The organism is Salmonella sp. SAL4457, from assembly GCF_046548235.1.
In the GTDB taxonomy this organism is placed as follows: domain Bacteria; phylum Pseudomonadota; class Gammaproteobacteria; order Enterobacterales; family Enterobacteriaceae; genus Salmonella; species Salmonella enterica.
Genome location: NZ_JBGDZO010000005.1, coordinates 387,319 through 407,774 on the forward strand (window position 1 = coordinate 387,319; position 20,456 = coordinate 407,774).

Annotated in this window: 28 protein-coding genes; 22 read left to right on the forward strand and 6 right to left on the reverse strand. The window is 52.1% G+C overall.

The window, feature by feature from the left end:
- Nucleotides 1-44: 44 nt before the first annotated feature.
- Both ACLJNW_RS17905 and ACLJNW_RS17910 read right to left on the reverse strand, forming a co-directional pair.
- On the reverse strand, nucleotides 45-263 hold the full coding sequence (locus ACLJNW_RS17905) for a YheU family protein (RefSeq protein ID WP_000586568.1): 219 nt from the start codon (nucleotides 261-263) through the stop codon (nucleotides 45-47).
- A complete protein-coding gene (locus ACLJNW_RS17910; RefSeq protein WP_001214115.1) occupies nucleotides 260-1,327 on the reverse strand; it encodes a hydrolase in 1,068 nt (355 codons plus the stop codon). Before ACLJNW_RS17910 ends, ACLJNW_RS17905 begins: the two co-directional genes overlap by 4 nt.
- A gap of 197 nt (nucleotides 1,328-1,524) precedes the next feature.
- Between ACLJNW_RS17910 and ACLJNW_RS17915 the strand changes: the two genes are divergently transcribed.
- Nucleotides 1,525-1,836, forward strand: a complete 312-nt coding sequence (locus tag ACLJNW_RS17915; protein ID WP_023204109.1) for a monooxygenase — start codon at nucleotides 1,525-1,527, stop codon at nucleotides 1,834-1,836.
- Between the two features lies 1 nt (nucleotide 1,837).
- On the opposite strand, the gene ACLJNW_RS17920 is transcribed toward ACLJNW_RS17915, so the two are convergent.
- Both ACLJNW_RS17920 and ACLJNW_RS17925 read right to left on the reverse strand, forming a co-directional pair.
- Nucleotides 1,838-2,059 (reverse strand): LysR family transcriptional regulator, encoded by a 222-nt coding sequence (locus ACLJNW_RS17920; protein ID WP_023204108.1) that lies wholly within the window; start codon nucleotides 2,057-2,059, stop codon nucleotides 1,838-1,840.
- A 162-nt stretch (nucleotides 2,060-2,221) separates the two neighbouring features.
- Nucleotides 2,222-4,129, reverse strand: coding sequence for an ABC transporter ATP-binding protein (locus ACLJNW_RS17925; RefSeq protein ID WP_000634756.1), 1,908 nt, complete (start codon nucleotides 4,127-4,129; stop codon nucleotides 2,222-2,224).
- Nucleotides 4,130-4,394: 265 nt separating this feature from the next.
- Here ACLJNW_RS17925 and kefG point away from each other — a divergent pair, with 265 nt between their 5' ends.
- From kefG to slyD, 4 genes are all read left to right on the forward strand, one after another.
- On the forward strand, nucleotides 4,395-4,946 hold the full coding sequence (kefG, locus tag ACLJNW_RS17930) for a glutathione-regulated potassium-efflux system ancillary protein KefG (RefSeq protein WP_000081820.1): 552 nt from the start codon (nucleotides 4,395-4,397) through the stop codon (nucleotides 4,944-4,946).
- Entirely contained in the window at nucleotides 4,946-6,751 is a 1,806-nt protein-coding gene (kefB, locus tag ACLJNW_RS17935) for a glutathione-regulated potassium-efflux system protein KefB (RefSeq protein ID WP_000398133.1), read from the forward strand. The genes kefG and kefB overlap by 1 nt, the downstream gene beginning before the upstream one ends.
- A gap of 10 nt (nucleotides 6,752-6,761) precedes the next feature.
- A complete protein-coding gene (locus tag ACLJNW_RS17940; protein WP_001007735.1) occupies nucleotides 6,762-6,962 on the forward strand; it encodes a YheV family putative zinc ribbon protein in 201 nt (66 codons plus the stop codon).
- A gap of 94 nt (nucleotides 6,963-7,056) precedes the next feature.
- Nucleotides 7,057-7,647 carry a peptidylprolyl isomerase gene (gene slyD, locus ACLJNW_RS17945; RefSeq protein WP_000861341.1) on the forward strand — a complete coding sequence of 197 codons (591 nt, stop codon included), beginning with the start codon at nucleotides 7,057-7,059 and terminating at the stop codon, nucleotides 7,645-7,647.
- 188 nt (nucleotides 7,648-7,835) lie between these two features.
- Here slyD and ACLJNW_RS17950 read toward each other — a convergent pair whose 3' ends face one another.
- Nucleotides 7,836-8,054: a protein SlyX gene (locus ACLJNW_RS17950; protein WP_001152701.1), complete on the reverse strand. Its 219-nt coding sequence runs from the start codon at nucleotides 8,052-8,054 to the stop codon at nucleotides 7,836-7,838.
- 219 nt (nucleotides 8,055-8,273) lie between these two features.
- On the opposite strand from ACLJNW_RS17950, the gene fkpA reads away from it, so the two are divergent.
- The 11 genes from fkpA to bfr all read left to right on the forward strand — a co-directional run bounded on the left by fkpA (nucleotide 8,274) and on the right by bfr (nucleotide 16,589).
- On the forward strand, nucleotides 8,274-9,092 hold the full coding sequence (gene fkpA, locus ACLJNW_RS17955) for an FKBP-type peptidyl-prolyl cis-trans isomerase (protein WP_000838222.1): 819 nt from the start codon (nucleotides 8,274-8,276) through the stop codon (nucleotides 9,090-9,092).
- Between the two features lie 276 nt (nucleotides 9,093-9,368).
- A complete protein-coding gene (locus ACLJNW_RS17960; RefSeq protein ID WP_000091471.1) occupies nucleotides 9,369-10,091 on the forward strand; it encodes a transcriptional regulator in 723 nt (240 codons plus the stop codon).
- A complete protein-coding gene (tusD, locus tag ACLJNW_RS17965; RefSeq protein WP_023204107.1) occupies nucleotides 10,091-10,477 on the forward strand; it encodes a sulfurtransferase complex subunit TusD in 387 nt (128 codons plus the stop codon). The genes ACLJNW_RS17960 and tusD overlap by 1 nt, the downstream gene beginning before the upstream one ends.
- Complete coding sequence (gene tusC, locus ACLJNW_RS17970) at nucleotides 10,477-10,833, forward strand: sulfurtransferase complex subunit TusC (protein ID WP_000820705.1); 357 nt, start codon at nucleotides 10,477-10,479, stop codon at nucleotides 10,831-10,833. Before tusD ends, tusC begins: the two co-directional genes overlap by 1 nt.
- 7 nt (nucleotides 10,834-10,840) lie before the next feature.
- Nucleotides 10,841-11,128 carry a sulfurtransferase complex subunit TusB gene (gene tusB / locus ACLJNW_RS17975; RefSeq protein ID WP_023204106.1) on the forward strand — a complete coding sequence of 96 codons (288 nt, stop codon included), beginning with the start codon at nucleotides 10,841-10,843 and terminating at the stop codon, nucleotides 11,126-11,128.
- Nucleotides 11,129-11,253: 125 nt separating this feature from the next.
- The gene (rpsL, locus tag ACLJNW_RS17980; protein WP_000246815.1) at nucleotides 11,254-11,628 is read left to right on the forward strand and encodes a 30S ribosomal protein S12; all 375 of its coding nucleotides are present in this window, start codon (nucleotides 11,254-11,256) and stop codon (nucleotides 11,626-11,628) included.
- A 95-nt stretch (nucleotides 11,629-11,723) separates the two neighbouring features.
- Complete coding sequence (gene rpsG, locus ACLJNW_RS17985) at nucleotides 11,724-12,194, forward strand: 30S ribosomal protein S7 (protein WP_001138042.1); 471 nt, start codon at nucleotides 11,724-11,726, stop codon at nucleotides 12,192-12,194.
- 96 nt (nucleotides 12,195-12,290) lie between these two features.
- On the forward strand, nucleotides 12,291-14,405 hold the full coding sequence (gene fusA, locus ACLJNW_RS17990; RefSeq protein ID WP_000124693.1) for an elongation factor G: 2,115 nt from the start codon (nucleotides 12,291-12,293) through the stop codon (nucleotides 14,403-14,405).
- Nucleotides 14,406-14,476: 71 nt separating this feature from the next.
- The gene (gene tuf, locus ACLJNW_RS17995) at nucleotides 14,477-15,661 is read left to right on the forward strand and encodes an elongation factor Tu (protein WP_000031748.1); all 1,185 of its coding nucleotides are present in this window, start codon (nucleotides 14,477-14,479) and stop codon (nucleotides 15,659-15,661) included.
- A 184-nt stretch (nucleotides 15,662-15,845) separates the two neighbouring features.
- Nucleotides 15,846-16,040 carry a bacterioferritin-associated ferredoxin gene (gene bfd, locus ACLJNW_RS18000; RefSeq protein ID WP_000289082.1) on the forward strand — a complete coding sequence of 65 codons (195 nt, stop codon included), beginning with the start codon at nucleotides 15,846-15,848 and terminating at the stop codon, nucleotides 16,038-16,040.
- 72 nt (nucleotides 16,041-16,112) lie between these two features.
- Nucleotides 16,113-16,589 (forward strand): bacterioferritin, encoded by a 477-nt coding sequence (gene bfr, locus ACLJNW_RS18005; RefSeq protein WP_000675530.1) that lies wholly within the window; start codon nucleotides 16,113-16,115, stop codon nucleotides 16,587-16,589.
- Here the strand turns inward: bfr and hopD are convergent.
- Complete coding sequence (gene hopD / locus ACLJNW_RS18010; protein WP_000495848.1) at nucleotides 16,586-17,053, reverse strand: prepilin peptidase; 468 nt, start codon at nucleotides 17,051-17,053, stop codon at nucleotides 16,586-16,588. The two genes, bfr and hopD, sit on opposite strands and share 4 nt — an antisense overlap.
- A gap of 379 nt (nucleotides 17,054-17,432) precedes the next feature.
- On the opposite strand from hopD, the gene rpsJ reads away from it, so the two are divergent.
- From rpsJ to rpsS, 6 genes are read left to right on the forward strand one after another with little or no spacing between them, the layout of a single operon-like run.
- Complete coding sequence (gene rpsJ / locus ACLJNW_RS18015; RefSeq protein WP_001181005.1) at nucleotides 17,433-17,744, forward strand: 30S ribosomal protein S10; 312 nt, start codon at nucleotides 17,433-17,435, stop codon at nucleotides 17,742-17,744.
- Between the two features lie 32 nt (nucleotides 17,745-17,776).
- Nucleotides 17,777-18,406, forward strand: a complete 630-nt coding sequence (rplC, locus tag ACLJNW_RS18020; protein WP_000579838.1) for a 50S ribosomal protein L3 — start codon at nucleotides 17,777-17,779, stop codon at nucleotides 18,404-18,406.
- 10 nt (nucleotides 18,407-18,416) lie between these two features.
- Nucleotides 18,417-19,022: a 50S ribosomal protein L4 gene (gene rplD, locus ACLJNW_RS18025; RefSeq protein WP_000424395.1), complete on the forward strand. Its 606-nt coding sequence runs from the start codon at nucleotides 18,417-18,419 to the stop codon at nucleotides 19,020-19,022.
- On the forward strand, nucleotides 19,019-19,321 hold the full coding sequence (rplW, locus tag ACLJNW_RS18030; protein WP_000617546.1) for a 50S ribosomal protein L23: 303 nt from the start codon (nucleotides 19,019-19,021) through the stop codon (nucleotides 19,319-19,321). Before rplD ends, rplW begins: the two co-directional genes overlap by 4 nt.
- Before the next feature lie 17 nt (nucleotides 19,322-19,338).
- The gene (gene rplB, locus ACLJNW_RS18035) at nucleotides 19,339-20,160 is read left to right on the forward strand and encodes a 50S ribosomal protein L2 (RefSeq protein ID WP_000301869.1); all 822 of its coding nucleotides are present in this window, start codon (nucleotides 19,339-19,341) and stop codon (nucleotides 20,158-20,160) included.
- Nucleotides 20,161-20,176: 16 nt separating this feature from the next.
- Nucleotides 20,177-20,455: a 30S ribosomal protein S19 gene (gene rpsS, locus ACLJNW_RS18040; protein WP_001138115.1), complete on the forward strand. Its 279-nt coding sequence runs from the start codon at nucleotides 20,177-20,179 to the stop codon at nucleotides 20,453-20,455.
- Nucleotide 20,456: the final 1 nt, after the last annotated feature.

Below are 20,456 nucleotides of genomic sequence, written 5' to 3' on the forward strand. Positions count from 1 at the left end.
CCATGATTGAGCTTTAGTAATAATGTGTTGTCGGCAAAGGCGCTTTATTCGCGAAACTGCTTTTTCGGCATAATATTGACCGTTTCATGTAATTCAGACCATACCAGCACGGCCTCGCCGGATTGCAGTTGGCGTTTTACGTCAGCGACTTTTTGTTCAAGCGAACGTTCATGTTCACCATAATCGGTGCCTTCGCGCAACACAAAGCTTTCGATCAGGTTGTCCAGCGTGTCGGGGGCGAGCCCCTGCCAGGGAATGATCATGATGACGCCTCCAGGTACGTTGTCAGCCAGTCAGGAATTCGGCGTTCCAGCCACATTTCAGGGCGCAGCGGCGTACCGCCGATAAATCCTACGTGTCCGCCATGCTCAGTTAGCTGATACTCCACCTGCGGGGGCAGATCTTCCGCTTTAGGGATCACATGATGATCCATAAACGGATCGTCTTTAGCGTGAATAATCAGCGTCGGTTTAGCAATCTGGTTAAGCAACGGCATGGCGCTACACTGACGATAGTAGTCGATGGCGTCGGCAAAGCCGTGAATTTTCGCGGTGATCAGGTCGTCAAACTCGCGAATTCGGCGCATTGATTTCAGTTGCGCCAGATTCACCGGCAGCGACCCGGGATACGCCGCCAGCTTGCGTGACGCATTCGCTTTTAACAGATTAAGCAAATAACGCTGATAGACGCGGGAAAACCCTTTGTCCATGTGGTAGCTACAGGCTTCGAGAACAAAGGGCGCAGAAACAATCACCGCCGCCTCGATGGGAATATCGCGGCCTTCTTTCGCCAGCAGGCACGCCAGCATATTACCGCCGAGCGAATAGCCCACGGCGGCTGTCGGAACGGCGCCGAACTCCCGCTGTAGCCAGCGTAAAAACCAGGCTCCGTCCTCCGTTTCACCGGAGTGGTAAATACGATTCAGACGGTTGGGCTCGCCGCTACAGCCGCGAAAGTGCATCACCACGCCCAGCCAGCCGCGCTTTTGCGCCGCCTCAATCAGCCCGTGGGCATAGGGGCTGTTCAGGCTGCCTTCCAGACCGTGAAAGACCACCAGCCGCGGTTTATGCTTTGCCTGTTGCGGTTCTTCGCTCCATGCCAGATCGACAAAATCGCCGTCCGGTAGCTCCAGCCGCTGCCAGTGGGCGTTGAACTTCACTTTGCGGCGGATTAAGCGCGGCAGCATAGTTTGTAAATGGCGATTACGAATGCCACGCATGGGAATAAATTCATGCGAGTCATTGACAGGCGGGGTCATTTCTGTGGACGTGATCTCAACCATAGCACCAGAACAATTGATAATTGGAAACAATACTATACCGCGCATAAGGTTCACAGATTAGTCAATATGTGATTTTACGTTCAATTGGTCGTCTGGCGAAATAAAATTGCGCCTCATTTCACCAGAGGGGGCGGTATGCAAGGCGCGCGCAATACCCCACAGAAATCGCGTGAACCTCTGCATCAGCCGAATTAATCGTGGTAGTGTGGCAACACGATAGTTATGTGACCCAAGGAGAAGGCATGTCGAAGACACTTTTACAGATCCATTTTAACTTTAGCGGCCCTTTTGGCGAGGAGATGACTCAGCAACTGGTCGGGCTGGCGGAGTCTATCAATGAGGAGCCGGGCTTCATCTGGAAAATCTGGACAGAAAGCGAGAAAAACCAGCAAGCTGGCGGCATTTACTTGTTTGAATCCGAAGAAACGGCGCAGGCTTATATTAAAAAACACACTGCGCGTCTGAAAAATCTTGGCGTTGATGAGGTGACGTTTGAATTATTTGGCGTGAACGACGCGCTGACGAAAATAAATCACGGCAACCTTTGCTGCTAAATCACATAACGCAGGTTTCTGTTCCGGTGCTGCCGACCGCAACGGTAACCTTTATATCGGGACGAGTACCGAAGAGGCCTTTATGGACGAACAGCGGACCACGAACGTTCTCTTCCAGCGTGTGCAGCGCCTCGGCGGTGCGGGCGATGTTACCCTTCTCCACAAGCATCATTAAGATGGTGAGCTTGCGGAAGGTAATGTCATCGGTAATTGACAGGTTCATCGTCCGCCCCGTGCGTTAGAGCCTATCCCAGTAGGCGTAATTGTTGAAGCCAGTTTGGGGCCGGACAGCGCGCAGAAACCGGAGCGTACACATAGTACGTGAGGATTTCGAGCACTGCCCGGCCCTAAAATGGCGAATAAAATAGCCTAATGGGATAGGCTCTTAGTCGTTCTGCATCATCTGCTCAAGCTGCTCCTGCGCCTCAAGCCATGCCATTTCACATTCTTCCAGCCCGGATTTGGCGCTGGCCTGCAGTTGCAGACACTCGGTCATCTCCGCTTTACGGCTTGGGTCATACAGGCTGCTGTCGCCAAGCTTCTCTTCCGCCTGCGCCAGTTGGGCGTTGAGCTTTTCCATCTCTTTTTCCAGACGGGTAATCTCTTTACGCAGCGGTTGCGTCAGAGTGCGTAGCTCGGCTTCGCGACGCTTCTGATCTTTGCGTGACTGAGCGCTGTTGGCGTTGTTTTCCTTCGGTGCGTCGTCGGCCTGGTTTTCCTGTTTCTGCACGTCACTCAGCCACTGCTGATAATCCTCCAGGTCGCCGTCGAACGGTTCGACCTTTTTGTCGTGAACCAGATAGAGGTCGTCAGTGGTGGAGCGAATCAGGTGGCGGTCGTGCGACACGACGACCAATGCGCCTTCGAAATCAATCAGCGCTTCGGTGAGCGCCTGACGCATGTCGAGATCCAGGTGGTTGGTCGGTTCATCGAGCAGCAGCAGATTTGGACGCTGCCAGACGATCAGCGCCAGTACCAGGCGCGCTTTCTCGCCGCCGGAGAAACGTTGCGTCTCTTCCGTTACTTTGTCGCCCTGGAAACCGAAGCCGCCGAGATAGTCGCGCAGCTTCTGCTCCAGTTCCTGCGGCGCCAGACGCGCCATATGTTGCAGCGGGGATTCATCGGCGCGCAGGAACTCCAGTTGGTGCTGGGCGAAGTAGCCGAGCTTAATGCCTTTGGCGAGGCCGATTTCACCGTGCAACGGTTCCAGTTCGCCCGCCAGCAGCTTGATCAGCGTCGATTTCCCCGCGCCGTTGCGACCCAGCAGGCCGATACGCGAGCCGGGCACCAGGTTCAGCTTGATGGATTCCAGAATGATGCGATCGCCATAACCTGCGCTGACTTTTTCCATCTTCAGCAGCGGGTTCGGCAGGCTTTCCGGCGCGCGGAAGCTGAAATGGAACGGGTTGTCGACATGAGCCGGGGCAATCAACTCCATACGCTCCAGCATCTTGATACGGCTTTGCGCCTGCTTGGCCTTGGTCGCTTTGGCGCGGAAACGGTCGATGTAGCTTTGCAGATGCGCCACACGCTCCTGCTGACTCTCATACATCGCCTGCTGCTGCGCCAGGCGCGTGGCGCGCTGAACTTCAAACGCGCTGTAGTTACCGGTGTACTCGAACAGAGTCTGCTGTTCGATATGGATAATTTTATCCACTATCGGGTCAAGAAAATCGCGATCGTGGGAGATCAGAATCAGGGTGCCTGGATAGCTCTTCAGCCATTTTTCCAGCCAGATAACGGCATCCAGATCGAGGTGGTTGGTCGGTTCGTCGAGCAGCAGTAAATCGGAACGGCAAATCAGCGCCTGGGCCAGATTAAGGCGCATCCGCCAGCCGCCGGAAAAGTCGCTGACCGGACGTTCCAGCTGATCGTTAGAGAAGCCGAGGCCGTGTAACAGGCTGGCGGCGCGCGAGCGAACGGTCCATGCGTCGATGGCGTCCAGCTTACCGTGTATGGAGGCGATAGCATGCCCGTCGTTACGTTCGTTGGCGTCGTTAAGCTGCGCCTCCAGATGCCGGTATTCACGGTCGCCGTCAATGACATACTCAATCGCTGGCTGAGGCAACGCAGGTGTTTCCTGATTCACCCACGCTAATTGCCAGGTTCCGGGCAGGGTAAAACTCCCGGCATCGGCGCTGATTTCATTTTTTAGCAATGCCAGCAGGGTAGATTTACCGCAGCCGTTTTTACCCACCAGGCCGACTTTCTGGCCTGGATTAATGGTAGCCGAGGCATTGTCCAGTAGGACGCGCACGCCGCGACGAATTTGTAACGAGGAGAAAACAATCATAAGGCGCCGTATGTTCAGACTATGTTAATTTATCATTATGATAATGTAATATTCGGGCGTACCGCCGCGCTGGAGCGCAATGGTAGCTCAAAACAACAACGATACACAAAATCATTCAGGTCGCCTTTGGTGAGGGACAAGAATATCTCTCATTAATCCCCAGCGGCGGACATAGAGTACGTTTCTGAGTTGAACAAACGCTGTCAACGTAGAAGCGGCCTGAAGAATGGCATGTATCGACCCAAAACAACCGGGAGGGGGATTGATGTCTCAGCCAGCGAAAGTCTTGCTGTTGTATGCCCATCCGGAATCTCAGGACTCGGTTGCTAACCGGGTACTGCTTAAACCGGCCATACAGCACAATAACGTAACCGTGCACGATCTTTATGCGCGCTATCCTGATTTTTTTATCGACACGCCCTATGAACAAGCCCTGTTACGTGAGCACGACGTCATTGTTTTTCAGCATCCCCTTTACACCTATAGCTGTCCGGCTTTACTGAAAGAATGGCTTGATCGCGTTTTGAGTCGGGGGTTCGCCAGCGGACCAGGGGGAAACCAACTGGTGGGAAAGTACTGGCGTAGCGTGATTACGACCGGCGAGCCGGAGAGCGCTTACCGGTATGACGCGCTAAACCGCTATCCAATGAGCGATGTACTCCGCCCTTTTGAACTGACCGCGGCCATGTGCCGGATGCACTGGATGCCGCCCATTATTGTGTACTGGGCGCGCCGCCAGTCGCCGCAGACGCTGGCCAGTCATGCGAAAGCCTATGGCGAGTGGCTGGCGAATCCTGTGAGCGCGGGAGGCTATTGATGGAAGGTGCTGATTTATTGACCGCGGGAGTGTTGTTCCTCTTCGCGGCGGTGGCGGCGGTGCCTTTAGCCGCCAGGCTGGGCATCGGCGCGGTATTAGGGTATTTGCTGGCGGGAATCGCCATCGGTCCGTGGGGGCTGGGATTTATCAGCGACGTTGACGAGATCCTGCACTTTTCCGAACTGGGCGTCGTGTTTCTGATGTTTATCATTGGTCTCGAACTCAATCCGTCCCGGCTTTGGCAACTGCGGCGCTCTATCTTCGGCGTCGGCGCTGCTCAGGTGCTGTTAAGCGCGGCGGTGCTGGCGGGATTATTGATGCTTGCTGATTTCTTATGGCAGGCGGCGGTCGTCGGCGGGATAGGCCTGGCGATGTCTTCGACGGCGATGGCGCTACAACTGATGCGCGAGAAAGGCATGAATCGTAGCGAGTCCGGGCAGTTAGGGTTTTCCGTCTTACTGTTTCAGGATTTAGCGGTGATCCCCGCACTGGCGTTGGTGCCTTTATTGGCGGGATCGGCCGACGAGCATTTCGACTGGTTTAAAGTGGCAATGAAGGTACTGGCTTTCGCGGTAATGCTGATTGGCGGTCGTTACCTGCTGCGCCCGGTATTTCGTTTTATTGCTGCGTCTGGCGTGCGGGAGGTCTTCACTGCCGCGACGCTGTTGCTGGTGTTGAGCGCCGCCTTATTTATGGATGCGCTGGGACTGTCGATGGCCCTGGGAACCTTCATTGCCGGCGTTTTACTGGCAGAGAGCGAATACCGGCATGAGCTGGAAAATGCTATCGATCCCTTTAAAGGTTTACTGCTTGGGCTGTTCTTTATCTCCGTCGGTATGTCGCTAAATCTCGGCGTACTTTATACCCATTTACTGTGGGTGGCGGCGAGCGTTGTTATTCTGGTCGTCATAAAAATGTTGACGCTGTATCTGCTGGCGCGGCTATATGGAATAAGAAGTTCTGAACGGATGCAGTTTGCCAGCGTGCTGAGTCAGGGGGGCGAGTTCGCTTTTGTGCTCTTTTCTACCGCCTCTTCTCAGCGCCTGTTTCAGGGCGATCAGATGGCGTTATTATTGGTGACTGTCACATTATCAATGATGACCACGCCGCTACTGATGAAAGGGATTGATAAGTGGTTATCGCGCCGTCTTAATGGCCCGGAAGAGAATGATGAAAAGCCGTGGGTTGAGGATGATAAGCCCCAGGTGATTGTCGTCGGCTTTGGCCGTTTTGGTCAGGTGATCGCTCGCTTATTGATGGCGAATAAGATGCGTATCACCGTGCTGGAACGCGATATCGGCGCCGTTAATCTGATGCGCAAATATGGTTATAAAGTGTATTACGGCGACGCTACACAAGTCGAGCTGCTGCGTTCTGCGGGCGCGGAGGCGGCGGAGTCGATAGTCATCACGTGTAATGAACCGGAAGACACGATGAAGCTGGTGGCGCTGTGTCAGCAGCATTTTCCTCATCTGCATATTCTTGCGCGAGCGCGTGGACGTGTGGAGGCCCATGAGTTATTACAGGCTGGCGTCACGCAGTTTTCCCGTGAAACGTTTTCCAGCGCGCTGGAATTGGGACGTAAAACTCTGGTGTCGTTAGGCATGCATCCGCATCAGGCGCAACGCGCGCAGTTGCATTTTCGTCGGCTGGATATGCGAATGTTGCGGGAACTGATCCCGGAGCATAGCGACATGGTACAGATTTCGCGCGCCAGAGAGGCCCGACGCGAGCTGGAGGAGATTTTTCAGCGCGAAATGCAACAGGAACGGCGCCAGTTGGATGGCTGGGATGAATTTGAGTAGGGGTAAAACAATGGCAATCCGTAAACGTTTTATTGCAGGCGCGAAATGTCCGGCCTGTCAGGCGCAGGATACAATGGCGATGTGGCGTGAAAATAATGTCGATATTGTTGAATGCGTTAAGTGCGGGCATCAAATGCGGGAAGCGGATAAAGACGTTCGCGAGCATGTTCGCAAAGAAGAGCAAGTGATCGGGATTTTTCATCCGGACTAGCGATATGCCGCAGGTTTTTTTAAGCTAAGGGGTACACGGCTGCAGAATTCCGCTACAATCTGCGCCACTATTCTTCCCATGCTCAGGAGATATCATGAAAGTAGCAAAAGACCTGGTGGTCAGCCTGGCCTATCAGGTACGTACAGAAGACGGTGTGTTGGTTGATGAGTCTCCGGTGAGTGCGCCGCTGGATTACCTGCACGGTCACGGCTCCCTGATCTCTGGTCTGGAAACCGCGCTGGAAGGCCATGAAGTTGGCGACAAATTTGATGTCGCTGTTGGCGCGAACGACGCTTACGGTCAGTATGACGAAAATCTGGTGCAGCGTGTGCCTAAAGACGTCTTTATGGGCGTTGATGAACTGCAGGTAGGGATGCGTTTCCTGGCGGAAACCGACCAGGGCCCGGTACCGGTAGAGATTACCGAAGTGGAAGACGATCACGTTGTGGTTGATGGTAACCACATGCTGGCGGGCCAGAATCTGAAATTTAACGTAGAAGTTGTTGCGATTCGTGAAGCGACTGAAGAAGAACTGGCTCACGGTCATGTTCACGGCGCGCACGATCACCACCACGATCACGGTGAAGATGGCTGCTGTGGCGGTCATGGTCATGACCATGGTCACGAGCACGGCGGCGAAGGCTGCTGCGGCGGTGGTGGTAAAGGCGGCTGCGGTTGCCATTAATCCCCGTCGTCTTTCAAGCCACCGCGGTGTTGGCTACGCTTTCAAACCCCGGTCACATAGTTATCTATGCTCCCGGGGAATTTTCAAGCTTGCCGCCTTGCTGTGACTCGAAATCCTTAGGGTATTATCATTGGTTCGATAAATCATCGGGCACAAAAAAAGCGGGTTAACCCCGCTTTTTTTTCGTCTCAATAATGCGGCGGCGGCGTTTCTTCTGCCTGAGAGGCGATATTTGACGGCTGACTGGCTTTTAACTTTTCCGTGAGCAAACGCAGATGATCGCGCAGCTTCGCCATCTCCATTTCATGTGCGGTTACCGTCAGGTTTAGTTCTTCTATGGTAATCTCCTGGAACGCCAGACGGCTTTCCAGTTCAGCCAGACGAGCTTCCATCGTGATATCCTGCATGATGTACCTCTTTATGTTGTCTCCGTCGGCGGATTCTACTTAACTTTACCGGCTTTCACAGCAACCATTACGCGCCCTACGAAACTAATTTAAACAAAAAGAGTCTGAAAAGAAGTGATAATAGGGCGTGTTCGTATGTTGATTTGTTCTGCAACGATTTATAGTACGCTTCTTACGTAAGTTAACATGGGGCGAGATGCCCCGGCCCTGGAGATATGGATGAAATCACTGTTTAAAGCCACGCTGCTGGCAACTACGATGGCCGTTGCTATGCACGCACCGATCACTTTTGCTGCTGATGCGGCGAAACCGGCAGCTACCGCTGATAGCAAAGCAGCATTTAAAAACGACGATCAAAAAGCGGCTTATGCGCTGGGCGCCTCGCTGGGTCGTTACATGGAAAATTCGCTTAAAGAGCAGGAAAAGTTGGGCATCAAACTGGATAAAGATCAGTTGATTGCCGGCGTTCAGGATGCCTTTGCCGATAAGAGCAAACTGTCCGATCAGGAAATTGAGCAAACGCTGCAGACGTTTGAAGCACGCGTGAAGAGCGCTGCTCAGGCGAAGATGGAAAAAGACGCTGCCGATAACGAAGCAAAAGGTAAAGCGTTCCGCGACGCTTTTGCTAAAGAGAAAGGCGTGAAAACCTCCTCTACCGGTCTGCTTTACAAAGTAGAGAAAGAAGGCACAGGCGAGGCGCCGAAAGATAGCGATACCGTTGTGGTGAACTACAAAGGTACGCTGATCGACGGTAAAGAGTTTGATAACTCTTACACGCGCGGCGAACCGCTCTCCTTCCGTCTGGACGGCGTTATCCCTGGCTGGACTGAAGGCCTGAAAAATATTAAGAAAGGCGGCAAGATCAAGCTGGTTATCCCACCGGCGCTGGCCTACGGTAAAACGGGCGTTCCGGGTATCCCGGCGAACTCCACCCTGGTATTCGACGTAGAGCTGCTGGATATCAAACCAGCGCCGAAAGCGGATGCTAAACCTGCCGATGCGGCTGACGCTAAAGCCGCAGATGCTGCTAAAAAATAAAAACTGAGAGCCGCCGCTTGTAATAGCGGCGGTTTTTTTTATTCAGGCCGGATATATTACTCACCATAATTTGATTTGCGGATAACGGCGCTTGCGCTGGTCGTTAAGGGCGAGACCGTAGGCTGAATGACCGCCAACGCACACGTAGTCTGAAATAGACGAGCAAATTAGTACTGGAAAGATGAACCCTCACTGTATTAATTTAATCATCCGCGTAAATAATGAGCCTGCCCTGAAAACATAACGACAGGCTCCTGAAAAGGAGTGTTTTTTTTCATGTCCAGGTCGCTTTTAACCAACGAAACCAGTGAGCTTGATTTGCTGGATCAGCGTCCCTTCGAGCAAACCGACTTCGATATTCTGAAATCCTACGAAGCGGTAGTGGACGGGTTAGCGATGCTTATAGGTTCCCATTGTGAAATCGTATTGCACTCTTTGCAGGATCTAAAATGTTCAGCCATTCGTATTGCCAATGGCGAACATACGGGCCGTAAAATTGGCTCGCCGATTACCGACCTGGCGTTGCGTATGTTGCACGACATGACAGGGGCGGACAGTAGCGTGTCGAAATGCTATTTTACGCGCGCGAAAAGCGGTGTCTTGATGAAGTCGTTGACGATTGCCATTCGCAACCGCGAGCAGCGCGTCATTGGTCTACTGTGCATCAACATGAATCTTGATGTGCCATTTTCACAGATTATGAATACCTTTATTCCGCCGGAAACGCCGGAAGTCGGCTCAGCGGTTAATTTTGCCTCCTCAGTCGAAGATTTAGTCACCCAGACGCTGGAGTTCACGATCGAAGAAGTGAATGCCGATCGTAATGTCTCTAACAATGCGAAAAATCGTCAGATCGTCCTTAACTTGTACGAAAAAGGCATTTTCGATATTAAAGACGCCATTAACCAGGTAGCCGATCGTCTGAATATCTCAAAACACACGGTTTACCTCTATATTCGCCAGTTCAAAAGCGGCGATTTTCAGGGGCAGGATAAATAATGCGTTATGCCATTATGGTCACCGGGCCGGCATATGGCACCCAGCAGGCCAGCAGCGCATTGCAGTTCGCCCACGCGCTGCTCAATGAGGGGCATGAGTTAGCCAGCGTCTTTTTCTATCGGGAAGGTGTCTATAACGCCAATCTCCTGACCTCGCCGGCGAGCGATGAATATGATCTGGTACGCGCCTGGCAGAAATTGAATACGCAGCATGGCGTAGCGCTGAACATCTGTGTCGCGGCGGCGCTTCGTCGCGGTATTATTGATGAAACTGAAGCCGGCAGACTGGGGGTGCCGTCCGCCAATCTTCAGCCGGGCTTTACGCTAAGCGGCCTGGGCGCGCTGGCGGAGGCTTCTCTCACCTGCGATCGGGTGGTGCAGTTTTAATGAAACGTATTGCATTTGTCTTTTCCACCGCGCCGCACGGTAGCGCCTCAGGTCGTGAAGGGCTGGATGCGCTGCTGGCGACGTCAGCGCTAACGGAAGCGCTGGGCGTCTTTTTTATCAGCGACGGCGTCTTTCAGTTATTACCAGGACAAAAACCAGACGCTGTGCTGGCGCGTGACTATATTGCTACTTTCAAGCTCTTTGATTTGTACGATATTGATCAATGCTGGATCTGCGCGGCATCGCTGCGCGAGCGTGGTCTGGAAAACGTTAATTTTGTGGTAGACGCCACGCCGCTGGAACCCGTGGCGTTACGCCGCGAGCTTGGCAACTATGATGTCATCCTGAGATTCTGAGGCGTTTATGCTGCATACCTTACCTCATTGCGCTTCGGGCGTTGATTTTCCCGCTTTGCTGCGCCTGCTAAAAGAGGGCGATGCGCTTTTGTTGCTCCAGGATGGCGTTACCGTCGCGATTGAAGGTAACCGCTTCCTTGAAAGTCTGCGCGATGCCCCCATAACAGTCTATGCCTTGAAAGAAGACATTGACGCCCGCGGCCTGTGTGGTCAAATTTCAGACAGTGTCGTCAGGGTTGACTATACTGAGTTTGTCAGACTCACGGTTAAGTATGCCAACCAGATGGCCTGGTGATGGCGGGATCGTTGTATATTTCTTGACACCTTTTCGACACCGCCCTAAAATTCGGCGTCCTCATATTGTGTGAGGGCGTTTTATTACGTGTTTACGAAGCAAAAGCTAAAACCAGGAGCTATTTAATGGCAACAGTTAACCAGCTGGTACGCAAACCACGTGCTCGCAAAGTTGCGAAAAGCAACGTGCCTGCGCTGGAAGCATGCCCGCAAAAACGTGGCGTATGTACTCGTGTATATACTACCACTCCTAAAAAACCGAACTCCGCACTGCGTAAAGTTTGCCGTGTTCGTCTGACTAACGGTTTTGAAGTGACTTCCTACATCGGTGGTGAAGGTCACAACCTGCAGGAGCACTCCGTGATCCTGATCCGTGGCGGTCGTGTTAAAGACCTCCCGGGTGTTCGTTACCACACCGTTCGTGGCGCGCTTGACTGCTCCGGCGTTAAAGACCGTAAGCAAGCTCGTTCTAAGTACGGCGTGAAGCGTCCTAAGGCTTAATGGTTCTCCGTTAAGTAAGGCCAAACGTTTTAAATTAATGTCAAACTAAACTCGTAGAGTTTTGGACAATCCTGAATTAACAACGGAGTATTTCCATGCCACGTCGTCGCGTCATTGGTCAGCGTAAAATTCTGCCGGATCCGAAGTTCGGATCAGAACTGCTGGCTAAATTTGTCAATATCCTGATGGTAGATGGTAAAAAATCTACTGCAGAATCAATCGTATACAGCGCGCTGGAGACCCTGGCTCAGCGTTCTGGTAAATCTGAACTGGAAGCTTTCGAAGTCGCTCTCGAAAACGTTCGCCCGACTGTAGAAGTTAAATCCCGCCGTGTAGGTGGTTCTACTTATCAGGTACCAGTTGAAGTCCGTCCGGTCCGTCGTAATGCTCTGGCAATGCGTTGGATCGTAGAAGCTGCTCGTAAACGCGGTGATAAATCCATGGCTCTGCGCCTGGCGAACGAACTTTCTGACGCTGCAGACAACAAAGGTACTGCAGTTAAGAAACGTGAAGACGTTCACCGTATGGCAGAAGCCAACAAGGCGTTCGCACACTACCGTTGGTAATCCCTTCGGAGTCATAGTCACCAGGCGGGCGCTTCAGGTAAGTCGCCCGTTTTGGATAACTTAACTGAACGCCTAAAGATATCAACGAGGAATCAAATGGCTCGTACAACACCCATCGCACGCTACCGTAATATCGGTATCAGTGCGCACATCGACGCCGGTAAAACCACTACTACCGAACGTATTCTGTTCTACACCGGTGTAAACCACAAAATCGGTGAAGTTCATGACGGCGCAGCTACCATGGACTGGATGGAGCAGGAGCAGGAGCGTGGTATTACTATCACCTCCGCAGCGACTACTGCATTCTGGTCTGGTATGGCTAAGCAGTATGAACCGCATCGCATCAACATCATCGACACCCCGGGGCACGTTGACTTCACTATCGAAGTAGAACGTTCCATGCGTGTTCTCGATGGTGCGGTAATGGTTTACTGCGCAGTTGGTGGTGTTCAGCCGCAGTCTGAAACCGTATGGCGTCAGGCAAACAAATACAAAGTTCCGCGTATTGCGTTCGTTAACAAAATGGACCGCATGGGCGCGAACTTCCTGAAAGTTGTTGGTCAGATCAAAACCCGTCTGGGCGCGAACCCGGTTCCGCTGCAGCTGGCAATTGGTGCTGAAGAAGGTTTCACCGGCGTTGTTGACCTGGTGAAAATGAAAGCCATCAACTGGAACGATGCCGACCAGGGCGTTACCTTCGAATACGAAGATATCCCGGCTGACATGCAGGACCTGGCTAACGAATGGCACCAGAACCTGATCGAGTCCGCCGCAGAAGCTTCTGAAGAGCTGATGGAAAAATACCTGGGTGGTGAAGAACTGACTGAAGAAGAGATCAAACAAGCTCTGCGTCAGCGCGTTCTGAACAACGAAATCATCCTGGTAACCTGTGGTTCTGCATTCAAGAACAAAGGTGTTCAGGCGATGCTGGATGCGGTAATTGATTACCTGCCATCCCCGGTAGACGTACCTGCGATCAACGGTATTCTGGACGACGGTAAAGATACTCCGGCTGAGCGTCACGCAAGCGACGACGAGCCGTTCTCTGCGCTGGCGTTCAAAATCGCTACCGACCCGTTTGTGGGTAACCTGACCTTCTTCCGTGTGTACTCCGGTGTGGTTAACTCTGGTGATACCGTACTGAACTCCGTGAAAACCGCACGTGAGCGTTTCGGTCGTATCGTTCAGATGCACGCCAACAAACGTGAAGAGATCAAAGAAGTTCGCGCGGGCGACATCGCGGCTGCTATCGGCCTGAAAGACGTGACTACCGGTGACACCCTGTGTGATCCGGAAAACCCGATCATTCTGGAACGTATGGAATTCCCTGAGCCGGTAATCTCCATCGCGGTAGAACCGAAAACCAAAGCTGACCAGGAAAAAATGGGTCTGGCTCTGGGCCGTCTGGCGAAAGAAGACCCGTCATTCCGCGTATGGACTGATGAAGAATCTAACCAGACCATCATCGCTGGTATGGGTGAACTTCACCTGGATATCATCGTTGACCGTATGAAGCGTGAATTCAACGTTGAAGCTAACGTGGGTAAACCTCAGGTTGCTTACCGCGAAGCGATTCGCGCGAAAGTTACCGACATCGAAGGTAAACACGCGAAACAGTCTGGTGGTCGCGGTCAGTATGGTCATGTTGTTATCGACATGTACCCGCTGGAGCCGGGCTCTAACCCGAAAGGTTACGAGTTCATCAACGACATCAAAGGTGGTGTAATTCCTGGCGAATACATCCCGGCCGTTGATAAAGGCATCCAGGAGCAGCTGAAATCTGGCCCGCTGGCTGGTTATCCGGTAGTTGATCTCGGTGTGCGTCTGCACTTCGGTTCTTACCATGACGTTGACTCCTCTGAGCTGGCGTTTAAACTGGCTGCGTCTATCGCCTTTAAAGAAGGCTTTAAGAAAGCAAAACCAGTTCTGCTTGAGCCGATCATGAAGGTTGAAGTAGAAACACCTGAAGAGAATACCGGTGACGTTATCGGCGACCTTAGCCGCCGTCGTGGTATGCTCAAAGGTCAGGAATCTGAAGTTACAGGCGTTAAGATCCACGCTGAAGTACCGCTGTCTGAAATGTTCGGATATGCAACTCAGCTGCGTTCTCTGACCAAAGGTCGCGCATCGTACACTATGGAATTCCTGAAGTATGATGATGCGCCGAACAACGTTGCTCAGGCCGTAATCGAAGCCCGTGGTAAATAAGCCGCAGGGTTAAAAACCAAAATCCCGTGCTCTCTCCTGAAGGGGAGAGCGCTATAGTAAGGAATATAGCCGTGTCTAAAGAAAAATTTGAACGTACAAAACCGCACGTTAACGTCGGCACCATCGGCCACGTTGACCACGGTAAAACTACCCTGACCGCTGCAATCACCACCGTACTGGCTAAAACCTACGGCGGTGCTGCTCGTGCATTCGACCAGATCGATAACGCGCCGGAAGAAAAAGCGCGTGGTATCACCATCAACACTTCTCACGTTGAATACGATACCCCGACCCGCCACTACGCACACGTAGACTGCCCGGGGCACGCCGACTATGTTAAAAACATGATCACCGGTGCTGCTCAGATGGACGGCGCGATCCTGGTTGTTGCTGCGACTGACGGCCCGATGCCGCAGACCCGTGAGCACATCCTGCTGGGTCGTCAGGTAGGCGTTCCGTACATCATCGTGTTCCTGAACAAATGCGACATGGTTGATGACGAAGAGCTGCTGGAACTGGTTGAGATGGAAGTTCGCGAACTGCTGTCTCAGTACGACTTCCCGGGCGACGACACTCCGATCGTTCGTGGTTCTGCTCTGAAAGCGCTGGAAGGCGACGCAGAGTGGGAAGCGAAAATCATCGAACTGGCTGGCTTCCTGGATTCTTATATTCCGGAACCAGAGCGTGCGATTGACAAGCCGTTCCTGCTGCCGATCGAAGACGTATTCTCCATCTCCGGTCGTGGTACCGTTGTTACCGGTCGTGTAGAGCGCGGTATCATCAAAGTGGGCGAAGAAGTTGAAATCGTTGGTATCAAAGAGACTCAGAAGTCTACCTGTACTGGCGTTGAAATGTTCCGCAAACTGCTGGACGAAGGCCGTGCCGGTGAGAACGTAGGTGTTCTGCTGCGTGGTATCAAACGTGAAGAAATCGAACGTGGTCAGGTACTGGCTAAGCCGGGCACCATCAAGCCGCACACCAAGTTCGAATCTGAAGTGTACATTCTGTCCAAAGATGAAGGCGGCCGTCATACTCCGTTCTTCAAAGGCTACCGTCCGCAGTTCTACTTCCGTACTACTGACGTGACTGGTACCATCGAACTGCCGGAAGGCGTAGAGATGGTAATGCCGGGCGACAACATCAAAATGGTTGTTACCCTGATCCACCCGATCGCAATGGACGACGGTCTGCGTTTCGCAATCCGTGAAGGCGGCCGTACTGTTGGCGCGGGCGTTGTTGCTAAAGTTCTGGGCTAATTACTCGTTAATTAGTTTTGAATTGAAGAGGGCGCTTCGGCGCCCTTTTTGTTGCCTGCTATTTAGCCGCTGTTATATTTATTAGCCTTTTTTAACGCTTCTCCCGTGGCGTAAATCGCTTTGTGCTATTGTAATCATAACCATTCTCATTTACACTTTGTGCGGAAATTGAACGGGAGCGATCATGTACGTTTGTTTGTGTAATGGTATAAGCGATAAAAAAATCCGCCAGGCTGTACGACAATTTCATCCACAGTCATTTCAACAGTTACGTAAATTTATTCCTGTGGGAAATCAATGTGGTAAGTGTATTCGCGCCGCGCGAGAAGTGATGCAGGATGAGTTAACGCAAATGCCGGAATTTAAAGAGATCGCCTGAGTCACACTCTTTTTTTTGACATCCCTGTAGCCCCATCTACGCTCTAGAGAGTGGAAGCGGAGGGACTATAAAATGAAAGGTGATGTTAAAATCATAAATTATCTCAATAAACTATTGGGAAATGAGCTTGTCGCAATTAATCAGTATTTTCTTCATGCCCGTATGTTCAAAAACTGGGGCCTGACCCGGCTTAATGATGTTGAGTACCATGAATCCATTGATGAGATGAAACACGCCGATAAGTATATTGAGCGTATTTTATTTCTGGAAGGCATACCGAACCTACAGGATCTGGGCAAGCTGGGCATCGGTGAAGATGTCGAAGAGATGCTACGATCGGATCTCCGACTCGAACTGGAAGGCGCAAAAGATCTACGTGAGGCAATAGCCTATGCCGATAGCGTTCATGATTATGTCAGCCGGGATATGATGATTGAAATTCTTGCCGACGAGGAAGGCCACATCGACTGGCTGGAAACTGAGCTGGATTTGATTGCCAAACTTGGTATGCAAAATTATCTGCAATCACAAATTAAGGTTACCGATTAACCGTCTGGAAAGAAAACTTTCCAACCTGTTATGAAACCCGCCACCGCCAGCCATGGCCCAAAAGGTAGCGGGTTTATTAATGCCGATTTACCTCTCACCAGTAGCGCGACGCCAAACCCGCCACAGGCCAACATAGCGGCAAGGAAAACCAGTAACGGCAGTGTTTCCCAACAATGCCACGCCCCTAAGGCAGCAAGGTACTTGACGTCGCCATATCCGAGCCCCTCTTTCTGATAACGCAGGCGATAGCCCCAGTAAATTAACGCGAATCCGCCATAGCCGGCGATAGCGCCCCAAAGCGCATCCGGTAAACGCTCCGGCAGGCAAATCTGGTGATAAAGCAGACCACCCCACAGCAATGGACAAGTAAACCGGTCAGGCAGCAGACCGGTACGCGCGTCGTATATGCCAAGTAATAAAGAGAACGACGCATAAAAAATGAGAAAGGGGAGGGCAACAAACATAAGCAAATCCTCGTCAAGGCTTGCGCTCACCTTTATAGATTTATGCGACAGCGACAACGACGTATTGCCAGGTTTGCCTGATGCCTTCCAAAGAAAAGATGTGCGTCGCCATCCCATGCGTACCATCTGGAATCGTGCTCGCATAAGAATAAAGCGCTTAATTTCTATCCGACACTTGCGTCAGGCTGAGATTTACGTATAATGCGCGGGCTTGTCGTAATTGACGGCAGGTTCGATTTGAACCTCGAATAGCCGATTTGGCTATTTAACAATGCTCCCAATCGGGGAGCTACGTAAGAACGGTTACACTCTCCCATCAATCGTAATGGGTGTGAGGAGTAATCATTTTCGTTTATAAAATAATTGGAGCTCTGGTCTCATGCAGAACCAAAGAATCCGTATCCGCCTGAAAGCGTTTGATCATCGTCTGATCGATCAATCAACCGCGGAAATCGTCGAGACTGCCAAGCGCACTGGTGCGCAGGTTCGCGGTCCGATCCCGCTGCCGACCCGCAAAGAGCGCTTTACCGTTCTGATCTCTCCGCACGTTAACAAAGATGCGCGCGATCAGTACGAAATTCGCACTCACAAGCGTCTGGTTGACATCGTTGAGCCAACCGAGAAAACCGTTGATGCTCTGATGCGTCTGGACCTGGCTGCCGGTGTAGACGTGCAGATCAGCCTGGGTTAATCAGGTCATCGAGCGATTGAGAGGTTGATACAATGATTGGTTTAGTCGGTAAAAAAGTGGGTATGACCCGCATCTTCACTGAAGATGGCGTCTCTATCCCAGTAACCGTAATCGAAGTTGAAGCAAACCGTGTTACTCAGGTTAAAGACCTGGCTAACGATGGCTACCGCGCTGTTCAGGTTACTACGGGTGCTAAAAAAGCTAACCGTGTCACCAAGCCGGAAGCGGGTCACTTTGCTAAAGCTGGCGTAGAAGCTGGCCGTGGTCTGTGGGAATTCCGTCTGGCTGAAGGCGAAGAATACACCGTAGGTCAGAGCATCAGCGTTGAACTGTTTGCTGACGTTAAAAAAGTTGACGTAACCGGTACCTCTAAAGGTAAAGGTTTCGCTGGTACCGTTAAGCGCTGGAACTTCCGTACCCAGGACGCTACTCACGGTAACTCCTTGTCTCACCGCGTTCCGGGTTCTATCGGTCAGAACCAGACTCCGGGCAAAGTGTTCAAAGGCAAGAAAATGGCAGGTCAGATGGGTAATGAGCGTGTAACCGTTCAGAGCCTTGACGTAGTACGCGTTGACGCTGAGCGCAACCTGCTGCTGGTTAAGGGTGGTGTTCCGGGTGCAACCGGTTGCGACCTGATCGTTAAACCAGCTGTGAAGGCGTAAGGGGATAGCAATGGAATTAGTATTGAAAGACGCGCAGAGCGCGCTGACTGTTTCCGAAACTACCTTCGGTCGTGATTTCAACGAAGCGCTGGTTCACCAGGTTGTTGTTGCTTATGCAGCTGGTGCTCGTCAGGGTACTCGTGCTCAGAAGACTCGTGCTGAAGTAACTGGTTCCGGTAAAAAACCGTGGCGCCAGAAAGGCACTGGCCGTGCGCGTTCAGGTTCTATCAAGAGCCCGATCTGGCGTTCCGGTGGCGTGACCTTCGCTGCTCGTCCGCAGGACCACAGTCAAAAAGTTAACAAGAAGATGTACCGCGGCGCGCTGAAAAGCATCCTGTCCGAACTGGTACGTCAGGATCGTCTGATCGTTGTCGAGAAGTTCTCTGTAGAAGCGCCGAAAACTAAGCTGCTGGCACAGAAACTGAAAGACATGGCTCTGGAAGATGTGCTGATCATCACCGGTGAGCTGGACGAGAACCTGTTCCTGGCCGCACGTAACCTGCACAAGGTTGACGTACGCGATGCGACTGGTATCGACCCGGTTAGCCTGATCGCCTTCGACAAAGTCGTAATGACTGCTGATGCTGTTAAGCAAGTTGAGGAGATGCTGGCATGATTCGTGAAGAACGTCTGCTGAAGGTGCTGCGCGCACCGCACGTTTCTGAAAAAGCGTCTACTGCGATGGAAAAAACTAACACCATCGTTCTCAAAGTTGCTAAAGACGCGACCAAAGCAGAAATCAAAGCTGCTGTGCAGAAACTGTTTGAAGTCGAAGTCGAAGTCGTTAACACCCTGGTCGTTAAAGGGAAAGTTAAACGTCACGGACAGCGTATCGGTCGTCGTAGCGACTGGAAAAAAGCTTACGTCACCCTGAAAGAAGGCCAGAATCTGGACTTCGTCGGCGGCGCTGAGTAAGTCGGAGGAGTAATACAATGGCAGTTGTTAAATGTAAACCGACATCTCCGGGTCGTCGCCACGTCGTTAAAGTGGTCAACCCAGAGCTGCACAAGGGCAAACCTTTTGCTCCGCTGGTTGAAAAAAACAGCAAATCCGGTGGTCGTAACAACAATGGCCGTATCACCACTCGTCATATCGGTGGTGGTCACAAACAGGCTTATCGTATTGTTGACTTCAAACGCAACAAAGACGGTATCCCGGCAGTTGTTGAACGTCTTGAGTACGATCCGAACCGTTCCGCGAACATCGCGCTGGTTCTGTACAAAGACGGCGAACGCCGTTACATCCTGGCCCCGAAAGGCCTGAAAGCTGGCGACCAGATTCAGTCTGGCGTTGATGCTGCAATCAAAGCAGGCAACACCCTGCCGATGCGCAATATCCCGGTTGGTTCTACCGTTCATAACGTAGAAATGAAACCAGGTAAAGGCGGTCAGCTGGCGCGTTCCGCTGGTACTTACGTTCAGATCGTTGCTCGCGATGGCGCTTATGTCACCCTGCGTCTGCGTTCTGGTGAAATGCGTAAAGTCGAAGCAGACTGCCGTGCAACCCTGGGCGAAGTTGGCAATGCTGAGCATATGCTGCGCGTTCTGGGTAAAGCAGGTGCTGCACGCTGGCGTGGCGTTCGTCCTACCGTTCGCGGTACTGCGATGAACCCAGTAGACCACCCACATGGTGGTGGTGAAGGTCGTAACTTTGGTAAGCACCCGGTAACTCCGTGGGGCGTTCAGACCAAAGGTAAGAAGACCCGCAGCAACAAGCGTACTGATAAATTCATCGTACGTCGCCGTAGCAAATAATTTTAGAGGATAAGCCATGCCACGTTCTCTCAAGAAAGGTCCTTTTATTGACCTGCACTTGCTGAAGAAGGTAGAGAAAGCGGTGGAAAGCGGAGACAAGAAGCCCCTGCGCACCTGGTCCCGTCGTTCAACGATCTTTCCTAACATGATCGGTTTGACCATCGCTGTCCATAATGGTCGTCAGCACGTTCCGGTATTTGTTTCCGACGAAATGGTCGGTCACAAACTGGGTGAATTCGCACCGACTCGTACTTATCGCGGCCACGCTGCTGATAAAAAAGCGAAGAAGAAATAAG